Below are 9,280 nucleotides of genomic sequence, written 5' to 3'. Positions count from 1 at the left end.
TGGCGGGAGCGCCCGGGCGGCCGCGCTCGATGTCACCGACGCGGCGGCGGTGTCGGACCTGGTGGGCGAGGTGGTCGCCGAACACGGTGGTCTGGACCTGATGTTCGCCAACGCCGGCATCACCTGGGGCGGGGACACCGAGTTGCTGACCCTGGCGCAGTGGGACGCGATCATCGACGTGAACATCCGCGGCGTGGTGCACTGCGTCCACGCCGCGTACCCGGAGATGATCCGCCGGGGATCGGGGTCGCTCGTGCTCACCGCCTCCATGGGCGGGCTGTGTCCTGCGGGTCTGATCACCAGCTACGCCACGACCAAGCACGCCGTGGTGGGGCTCGGGCTCTCGCTGCGTGCGGAGGCGGCCGGCCACGGCGTGGGGGTGACCGTGGTCTGCCCGGCCGCGGTGGACACCGCGATCCTGGACAAGGGCGAGCTCGAGGGTTTCGACGGACGGCACTACTACCTGGAGGGTCAGGGTGTGCGGGAACCGTTGGACCCGGACCTGCTGGCCCAGAGCGTGCTGCGCGGGATCGGGAGTAACCGGGCTCTCGTGATCGAACCCGCCCGGGCGCGGGCGACGTGGCGGCTCCAGCGCCTGTCGCCGGCGCTGATGGACCGGATGCTCACCAGGTATGTGCGGGCGACCAGGCTCCGGAGGGGCGCGGATCCCGCCGGAGCCTGACCCGCCGTCGTTCAGTGCTCGTCGGCGTCCGACTCGGCCTTGGTCGCGTGCACGGTGCCGTGCGCGTGCTCCGGCGGCGCGTAGATGGAGTAGACCTTGAGCGGCTCGTCCCCGATGTTCGTGACGTTGTGCCACGACCCGGCGGGGACGAGGATCACCCAGTCGTCGCCGACCTCCTCGTCGAACTCCAGCCGGTCCTCGGCCGGCCCCATCTGGACGCGACCCCGGCCCTGCTCGACGCGCAGGAACTGGTCGTGGTCCTCGTGCACCTCGAGGCCGATGTCGTCCCCGGGAGCGATCGCCATGACCGTCATCTGCATATGCTTTCCGGTCCACAGCGTGGTGCGGTAGTTGGTGTTGGACAGGGTCTCGTCCTCGATGTTGACGACGTAGGGGTGGGGTCCGTGATCACTGGCGGTCATGGTGTGGTCCTCTCGCTCTCGTGCACGTCGGCTCGCGCCCGGTCGTCTCCATCATGCCGGGCGCGCCCGCCGCGCGATCCGGTTCCCTTCTGCCACGGCCACCGGCCCGAGATCTCGAGCTCGAGCGACCAGCTGAGGAAGGTCCTGATGAGCACGACGAGTGCGAGCAACCCCACCGAGTCGTAGCTCGGTGAGATCGCGACGGTCCGGATGATGTCCGCGGCCACCAGGAGCTCCAGCCCCAGCAGGATCGCGCGGCCGAGTCGGCGACGGAACGCGGTGTAGGCGTCGTTCTCCGGGCCGGACCGGCGGCGCGGGTCCAGGGCGAACAGGGCGGCCACCAACGCGCCCACCACGATGGCGGCCACGCCCGCCGCGTCGATCGTCTTGCCCACCAGTTCCACGGCCTCCGAGAACGTCATGGAGGAACTGTAGACCGGCCCGGCAGGGGCATGCGGGACCTGCGCGAACACTATGGTTGACAAGTCAACTAATATGGGGGCATGACTCAGCACAGCGCCTCCACCCCCGCGTCGTCGTCACAGTCCGTCGCGCTGGGCCTCGACACCTTCGGTGACACCACGGTTGACTCCAGCGGCGCCCGCGTCCACCATGCCCAGGTCATCCGGGACGTGGTCGACCAGGCGGTGCTCGCCGACGAGGTGGGGGTCGACGCCTTCGGGGTGGGTGAGCACCACCGCCCCGACTTCGCGGTCTCCGCCCCGGATGTCGTGCTCGCCGGGATCGCCACCCGCACGCAGCGCATCACCCTCGGTTCGGCGGTCACCGTTCTGTCCAGCGACGACCCGGTCCGTGTGTTCCAGCGTTTCTCGACGATCGACGCCCTGTCGAACGGGCGCGCCGAGGTGGTGCTGGGGCGCGGGTCCTTCACCGAGTCGTTCCCGCTGTTCGGGCTCGACCTCCAGCAGTACGAGCAGTTGTTCTCCGAGAAACTGGACCTGTTCGCGGCTCTGTTGCCCGAGGCGCCGGTGACGTGGTCCGGCGAGCTACGGCGGCCCCTGGTAGACCAGCGCGTCTACCCGGAGACCGAGCACGGGCTCTCCGCATGGATCGCGGTGGGCGGCAGTCCCGAATCCGTGGTGCGTGCGGCCCGCTACCGCATGCCCCTCATGCTGGCGATCATCGGCGGGCCCGCCGGCCGGTTCGCGCCTTTCGCCGACCTGTACCGCCAGGCGAATGCGCAGCTGGCGGGCACCGACGCCCCGCGGCTGCCGATCGCGGTGCACTCGCCTGGATTCGTCGCGGAGACCGACGAGAAGGCCGCCGCTCTGGCGCTGCCGCACTGGTTGGTCAACCGCAACCAGATCGGGCGCGAGCGCGGATGGGGGGACGCGAGCGAGGCCGACTTCCACCGCGAGGTGCGGTCCGGGGCGATGTACGTCGGCTCGCCCGAGACCGTCGCGCAGAAGATCGCCGCGACCGTGCGCACGCTGGGGCTGGACCGCTTCGACCTCAAGTACGCGAGCGGGCCGACCCCGCACGAGCACCTCATGACCTCGATCGATCTCTACGGGCGCAAGGTCATCCCTCGTGTCCGGGAACTGCTGGCCGGGGCCGGATACGACCCCGGGGTGCCGCAGCAGGTGTCCCGCGGCTGACGGACCGGGTATTACCGTGGGGACATGCTCTTCGCGTTCTCCGTCGCACCCACCACGACCGCGGACGATTCAGCGTCCATCAGCGAGGCCGTCGCCGAGGCGGTCCGGGTGGTCCGCGCCTCCGGGCTGCCCCACGAGACCACGTCGATGTTCACCACCATCGAGGGCGACTGGGACGAGGTCATGCCCGTCATCCGCGCCGCCACCGACGCCGTGCTGGAGGTGTCCCCGCGGGTGAGCCTGGTCCTCAAGGCCGACCTGAGGCCCGGCCGCTCAGGTGAGTTGCGCGGAAAGGTGGACAGGGTGGAGCACCGCTTGCGACACGGCCTGGCGGCGGATCCCGGGGGAGGGGAGAGGGGCGACGACGAGGCGGTCGCCCCGTGAGCTCCCGCGTCCCCTCGGATCACCCGCGCAGCGACTCCACTGTGGACGATTCCGGATCCGCCGCCGGGTCCGGTGCGCACCGCCCCGGCCCGCGCGGTCCGCAGACCCTCGCGTACGTGTCGGCCACCACGCTCGGGGGGATCGGCGCGCTCGTGGTGGCGACGGTCGAACTCGTCTCCCCCGAGGCCGGGACATTCGATGTCCTGCTGTGGAGCGCGCTGGCGATGCTGCTCCTCGCCGCAGCGGCACGACGGTGGTGGTTCGGGGGCAGTGGCGAGGAGAGCTCGCGCCGCGCTCCCTGAGTGTCAGATCGGCTAGCGTGTCAGACCCGGCCGCGCCTCCACGCCCACGCCGCCAGTCCCCCCAGGACCAGGGGAACCCCACGGTAACCGCAGGCGCGCCCGGGGGGCCGGGCACCGTTGACGGGCGGCGGCGGCCGGATGCGTCGGCATCGGTTGGATGTCACCATGCGGGTGACCCGTTCCCGATCCCCGGAGACGCCCATGTCGACCGCAGCACTGCTTCTCACCGTACTGGGCGCCGTGGGGACGCTGTTCCTGCTGATCATGGGCCTGAAGCTCCACGCGTTCGTCTCGCTGCTGATCGTCAGTATCGTCACCGCTCTCATCGTCGGCATCCCTCCCGCGGAGATCGTCGAGGTGGTCGAGGACGGGATGGGCGGCGTTCTCGGGTTCGTCGCGATCATCGTCGGCCTCGGGGCGATGTTCGGGCAGGTCCTCAGGGTCACCGGCGCCGCTGACCGCATCGCCGACACTCTGGTCACAGCCTTCGGCGAGCGCCGGGTTCCGTGGTCACTGGGTTTGACCGGGCTCATCGTGGCGATCCCGGTCTTCTTCGACGTCGCGCTGGTCCTGTTGATCCCGCTCGTCTACACCCTCGCCAGACGACTCAAGAAGTCGCTCATCATCTTCGCGCTCCCGCTCCTGGCCGGGTTGAGCGCCGGCCACTCCCTCATCCCGCCCACGCCGGGCCCCGTGGCCGCGGCCGGGATCGTGGGCGCCGACCTGGGCTGGGTGATCCTCCTCGGCATAGTCGCGGCGGTTCCCGCCGTCATCCTGAGCGGGGTCGTCTACGGGCGCTTCATCGGCGCCCGGATCGACGTCGGCGTCCCCGAGGGCATGGAGGAGGAAGCCCGGGACCAGGCGGGGGGTGGCGACGGCGCAGACGGCGACGACGACGAGGAGCAGAGCTCCGAGGACCGACTCGAGAACGCCCCCGGCTTCGGTCTCATCCTGACCATCCTGGCCGTGCCGCTGCTGCTGATCCTCGGCAACACCGCCACCGAAGCACTGGTGGACCCGGAGACTCCGATCGCCCAGGTGATGGCCCTGGTCGGCGATCCGATCGTCGCGCTGATCATCGCGGTCCTGTTGGCCTTCTACGTCCTCGGCATGCGCCACGGATTGGACCGCGGCGATCTGCAGTCGGTGGCCTCGGCCGCGTTCACCCCGGTGGGGCTCATCCTGCTCGTCACCGGCGCCGGCGGGGTGTTCGGCGAGGTCCTCGAGCAGAGTGGCGTCGGGGATGCGATCGAGGAGGTGTTCCAGGGCCTGGGGTTCCCGGTCCTGCTCCTGGCGTTCCTGTCCGCCGTGGTACTGCGGGTCGCACTGGGGTCGTCGACCGTCGCCACCGTCACCGCCGCCGCGATCGTCGCCCAGACCCTGGGGGGACAGGATCTCTCGGCACCCATGCTGGCCGCGGTCGTCGTCGCCATCGGTGCGGGGGCGACGGTTCTGTCGCACGTCAACGATTCCGGGTTCTGGCTGGTCAACCGTTTCCTCGGGCTGACCGAGAAACAGACGCTGCTCACCTGGACCGCCATGCAGACGATCATGGGGGGCACAGCCTTCCTGACCGTCTTCGCACTCAGCTTCGCGCTGTAGACCACGCCACCGCGCCGTGCGGTGGCATCGAGGCAAGACCGAGACAAGGAGGAACACCGATGACCAAGGAATTCGTCAACTGGTCCGGGAGTCTGCGCTTCACCCCGTCGGACACCGCGCGGCCGTCGGACGAGGCCGCGGTGCAGGAGGTGGTCCGGCGAACCGCTGAGGAGGGCGGGACCGTCCGGCCGGTCGGCTCGGGGCACTCCTCCGTCCCGCTGATGCGGACCTCGGACGTCCTGCTCACGCTGGACGAGATGTCCGGGCTGGTCTCACACGACACCGACGCCGGTCGCGCCTCGTTGCTCCCTGGGACGGGCATCGCCCGGGCGGGTGAACTCCTCGCGGAGCACGACCTGGCGATGGAGAACCTCGGCGACGTGGACTACCAGGCCCTCGCCGGGGCCATCGGTACGGGGACCCACGGGACCGGGCGGGAACTGGGCAACCTCTCCCAGACCGTGGTCGGTGGCCGGCTGGTCACGGCGGACGGAGAGGTGGTGCCCTTCGGCGAGGACGCCGGGCCGGACCACGATGCGGACCTGCTCCGCGCGGCGCAGGTCTCCCTCGGCTCACTCGGGGTCATGACGTCACTGACGTTGCGCCTGCTGCCCGCCTACGAGCTGCACCGCCTCAACTGGTGCACCCACATCGACTGGGTACAGGACAACTTCGCCGAACTCACGACGTCCAATCGGCACTTCGACTTCTACTGGTATCCCCGCAGTGACGAGGCCCAGGTCAGAACGATGAACCTCCCCGGGCAGGAGCCGGACCTGACACCCCCGGGCGACCACGTCCACGAGGACGCCACCGGCGTGAGCTACGACATCATCCCGAACTCACGTGACCTGAGGTTCGACGAGATGGAGTACATGCTGCCGTTCGACGAGGGCCTGGAATGCTTCAAGGTCCTGCGGGAGCGGATCAAGGAGCGGCACCGCCAGAAGGTGGGCTGGCGCGTCCTGGTCCGGACCATCGCGCCCGACGACGCGCTGATCAGCAACTGCTACCAGCGCCCCACCATGACCATCGCGCTTCTGCAGAACAACGAGCTGCCCTACGAGGAGTACTTCAACGACATCGAACCGATCCTGCAGGACTTCGGTGGCCGACCGCACTGGGGCAAGAAGCACACCATGCGCGCGGACCAGCTACGCGGTCTGTACCCGGAATGGGAGACGTTCCACGATGTCAGGCGGCGCCTCGATCCGGACGGCGTCTTCATGAACGACTACCTGCGGTCGCTGTTCGAAGGAGATGTGGCATGAACCAGGAGACCGGCCGGACCCTGTGGGTGTTCCCCGGCGGGAACATCCCGTCGACCAGCACGGGCCCGGAACCCGAGTACACCAGCCGGGACGAGCTCTGCATCCTCAACGTGTGCGAGACCGACGCCAGCCTGGAGATGACGGTCTATCACTCCGACGGCGACCCTGTCGGGCCCTACCCGGTGCAGGTCGCGGCCCAGCGGGTGCGGCACGTGCGCGTCAACGATCTGATCGACCCCCAGGCCGTCTTCCTGGGTGAACCGTACGGCATGGTCATCCGGTCGGATGTGCCGGTGTTCGTCCAGGTGACGAGGCTCGACACCCGTCGTGGCGGCCTCAGCGGTATGACGACGATGGGTTTCGCGCCCGACTGAGACAGGGCGGTCACCTGGATCTCGGCGAGGTATGTGCTCCAGCAGGGCTGTCCCGATCCCGCAGTGCATGTAGTCGCTGTGCACCGAGACCTGGCCCAGGTGAGCGTCGACGTCGACCACATCGGCCAACAAGTACGCCACCGGCCGATCGGATCCACGAGCGTTCGATGTCCTGCAGGATGACCAGGTCACTCTCCCTGGCGGGCCGGATGCGGTACGTCGGCCCTCGCAGCCCACGTCACGCTCGACACTCGTGATGCGTGATGAACCGCGCGACGACGAGAAGGCGACCGTGACCCCTACGTGTGCGGCCTACTGGGCCAGGAACTTGTTGACCAGGCGGGTCGCGAAGTTGGGCGAGAACTTGGAGATGTTGGCGAGCACCGTCGTCTGCTCGCCGACGCTGTAGGAGGTGCGATGAAGTCGGCGGTCGAGGGTGGTGGGATGGACGGACTGCCACACCTTCTCCGCGACCTGCTCGGGGGTGATCTTGATGCCGAGGGTCCGGGTGGTCTTGGCCTTGGGGTCCGCGAGAGCGGTCTTGGCCCACAGCGGCCAGATCCCCACCACCCGGACGCCGTGCGGTGCCCACTCGAGCTCCAACGCCTCGGTCAGGCCGGCGACGTAGAACTTGGCGGCGCTGTACGTGGCGATCCCGGGCTGACCGTAGATCGCCGACGCGGACGCGATGTTGACCAGGTGCGACCCAGGCGTGGCCTTGAGGTAGGGGAACGCTGCTTTGGCCCCGAGCGTCACGCCCAGCACATCGATGTCGATCTGGGCCTTGACCGCCTCAGCCGAGATCTCCGTCAGGTCGCCGGCGACGAGAACGCCCGCGTTGTTGTCCAGGACGTCGAGCGTGCCGCCGGTGTGCGAGGTGAACTCCTCCAGCGCCCTCTCCCACTGCTGCATGTCGCGGACATCGAGCTCCCCGGTGATCCAGTCGGGGTGCTTCGACTGCACCGCGGCCAGGGCGTCCTTGTCGACGTCGTACACCCCGACAGTCCAGCCCTCGCGGCCGAATCGCTCCGCCGTTGCCAGGCCGATCCCAGCCGCTCCGCCCGAGATGAAGATCGATGCCATTCCCTGTCCTCCACACGCCAGTCCGATGCGGCGTCCCGCCCGGAGTGTCCAGCACTCGACAATACCGAGCACCGGACCCGCGTGGTGGTGGTGGGGCTCGAGGGCCGCGACGCCGGTGGTGGCCGCAGTGGGGTCGGGTGTCCGGCTAGCGCTTCATGAGGGCGAAGACGCCCCACCCGAGGTACTCACGCGTGTAGCGCGCGTAGCGGGCGGGAGTGGTGGCGAGTTCCTCCCTCACCTCGGTGGCGAGGTCGTCGTCGGGGTTCCGGTCGAGCCAGTGGCGCAGGTTGAGCCATTGGGCTGCTGTGTACCGGTCCCAGCTGTCCTGGTCGGCGAGCATCATCTCCACGATGTCGTAACCGAGACCCTGAAACCGCCCTATCAGGTCCGGGAGCGCCAGGAAGTCGGCGATGCCGGTGGCGTGGCAGGCGACGGCCGTCTCCTCGTCCGGTGGGGTGCGCCGCCAGTACGGCTCGCCGATCAACATCACGCCTCCCGGGCGGAGGCTCCGTTCGAGCAACTCGGTCGTCCCGGCGACACCGTTCCCGATCCAGGTGGCACCGACACATGCGGCCAGATCGACCGGCTCGTCGGCGACGTGGCCGGCGGCGTCACCGTGGATGAACTCGACACGATCGGCGACACCGAGTTCGGCGGCGCGGGCTCGGGCTGCCTCGGTGAAGACCGTGCTGATGTCCACGCCGGTTCCCGTGATCCCGTGATCACGCGCCCAGGTGCTCAACATCTCGCCCGAGCCGCTGGCCAGGTCCAGTGCTCGCGTCCCAGGGGTGAGTCGGAGGGCTTTGCCCAGCGCGGCGAGTTTGTCCTCGGTCAGTGGGTTGTGGATGCGGTGGCTGCTCTCGCGGATGGTGAAAATGCGGGGAAGGTCCACGAACTCGACCTCGTTCCTTTCTGTACTGCTCTGTCTCTGTACTGCCCTGTCGCAGGCAACAGCTCGAGTGGGAAGGAGCGAGCCGGCAGATAGCGGTGTGGTGGGACACCGTGCCGGACCTGTGGTGGTGGGCCTTCCGGACGGCGACTCTCGCCCCGTTGTTCTTCCGCCGGGGGAATCCGAGCGACCGTCAGGAGGAGGCCCGGGACGTGAGGACGATCCGGGCACCGCGCGCAGCGGTGGTCTCGACGACGACCATGCACCTCAACTCAGCAGACAGTCGCTCGACCAGTGGTGTTGGTGGTCCGACGATATCACCCGCCGCGGTCCTCGGCGCCGGGCTGAGGCCCCGCCTTCGCCTCCTACCGGACGGACCTCACGTTCTCGCGGCGCGGAACGACTACCTCGTGAAACCGGAGGGAGGGCCGTGTGAACGAGGCGGCGAGGACGAGGGGAAGATCGGAGTCATGAGGGCAGCCTTCGACGGTGCGGTGGTCCGGCACGGGCCGACCGTCCTGCGCGTGTGCCGCGCGGTCCTGGGGTCCGGCCCCGACGCCGACGACGCCTGGTCCGAGACGTTCCTGTCCGCGCTGCGGGCCTGGCCGGACCTGCCGGAGGAGACCAACGTGGAGGCGTGGCTGGTCCGGGT

The 9,280-nt window shown here is 69.2% G+C and carries 12 protein-coding genes; 8 read left to right on the top strand and 4 right to left on the bottom strand.

What is annotated here, in order from left to right:
- On the top strand, positions 1-682 hold a 682-nt coding region (locus tag IY392_RS18120; RefSeq protein ID WP_194861984.1), incomplete at its 5' end, for an SDR family oxidoreductase.
- An 11-nt stretch (positions 683-693) separates the two neighbouring features.
- Here the strand turns inward: IY392_RS18120 and IY392_RS18115 are convergent.
- Positions 694-1,104, bottom strand: coding sequence for a cupin domain-containing protein (locus tag IY392_RS18115; RefSeq protein WP_107755288.1), 411 nt, complete (start codon positions 1,102-1,104; stop codon positions 694-696).
- On the bottom strand, positions 1,101-1,526 hold the full coding sequence (locus tag IY392_RS18110; protein WP_107757896.1) for a DUF1622 domain-containing protein: 426 nt from the start codon (positions 1,524-1,526) through the stop codon (positions 1,101-1,103). The genes IY392_RS18115 and IY392_RS18110 overlap by 4 nt, the downstream gene beginning before the upstream one ends.
- Positions 1,527-1,607: 81 nt before the next feature.
- Here IY392_RS18110 and IY392_RS18105 point away from each other — a divergent pair, with 81 nt between their 5' ends.
- The 6 genes from IY392_RS18105 (at position 1,608) to IY392_RS18080 (ending at position 6,656) form a co-directional block, all read left to right on the top strand.
- A complete protein-coding gene (locus IY392_RS18105; protein ID WP_194861983.1) occupies positions 1,608-2,723 on the top strand; it encodes an LLM class flavin-dependent oxidoreductase in 1,116 nt (371 codons plus the stop codon).
- A gap of 24 nt (positions 2,724-2,747) precedes the next feature.
- Positions 2,748-3,107: an MTH1187 family thiamine-binding protein gene (locus IY392_RS18100; protein WP_194861982.1), complete on the top strand. Its 360-nt coding sequence runs from the start codon at positions 2,748-2,750 to the stop codon at positions 3,105-3,107.
- Positions 3,104-3,409 carry a hypothetical protein gene (locus IY392_RS18095; protein ID WP_194861981.1) on the top strand — a complete coding sequence of 102 codons (306 nt, stop codon included), beginning with the start codon at positions 3,104-3,106 and terminating at the stop codon, positions 3,407-3,409. Before IY392_RS18100 ends, IY392_RS18095 begins: the two co-directional genes overlap by 4 nt.
- A 201-nt stretch (positions 3,410-3,610) precedes the next feature.
- Positions 3,611-5,011 carry a GntP family permease gene (locus IY392_RS18090; RefSeq protein ID WP_194861980.1) on the top strand — a complete coding sequence of 467 codons (1,401 nt, stop codon included), beginning with the start codon at positions 3,611-3,613 and terminating at the stop codon, positions 5,009-5,011.
- A gap of 59 nt (positions 5,012-5,070) precedes the next feature.
- Complete coding sequence (locus IY392_RS18085) at positions 5,071-6,282, top strand: D-arabinono-1,4-lactone oxidase (protein WP_107755292.1); 1,212 nt, start codon at positions 5,071-5,073, stop codon at positions 6,280-6,282.
- Positions 6,279-6,656: a sensory rhodopsin transducer gene (locus IY392_RS18080; RefSeq protein WP_107755293.1), complete on the top strand. Its 378-nt coding sequence runs from the start codon at positions 6,279-6,281 to the stop codon at positions 6,654-6,656. Before IY392_RS18085 ends, IY392_RS18080 begins: the two co-directional genes overlap by 4 nt.
- A gap of 312 nt (positions 6,657-6,968) precedes the next feature.
- On the opposite strand, the gene IY392_RS18075 is transcribed toward IY392_RS18080, so the two are convergent.
- Together IY392_RS18075 and IY392_RS18070 are read right to left on the bottom strand one after the other, a co-directional pair.
- A complete protein-coding gene (locus IY392_RS18075; RefSeq protein ID WP_182611999.1) occupies positions 6,969-7,739 on the bottom strand; it encodes an SDR family oxidoreductase in 771 nt (256 codons plus the stop codon).
- Between the two features lie 145 nt (positions 7,740-7,884).
- Entirely contained in the window at positions 7,885-8,631 is a 747-nt protein-coding gene (locus IY392_RS18070) for a cyclopropane-fatty-acyl-phospholipid synthase family protein (protein WP_182611998.1), read from the bottom strand.
- 467 nt (positions 8,632-9,098) lie between these two features.
- Between IY392_RS18070 and IY392_RS18065 the strand changes: the two genes are divergently transcribed.
- A partial coding sequence (locus IY392_RS18065; protein ID WP_194861979.1) for an RNA polymerase sigma factor occupies positions 9,099-9,280 on the top strand: 182 nt, incomplete at its 3' end.

Source organism: Dietzia sp. SYD-A1 (assembly GCF_015356725.1).
GTDB lineage: Bacteria > Actinomycetota > Actinomycetes > Mycobacteriales > Mycobacteriaceae > Dietzia.
This window is presented reverse-complemented; position numbering and strand designations above follow the sequence as displayed.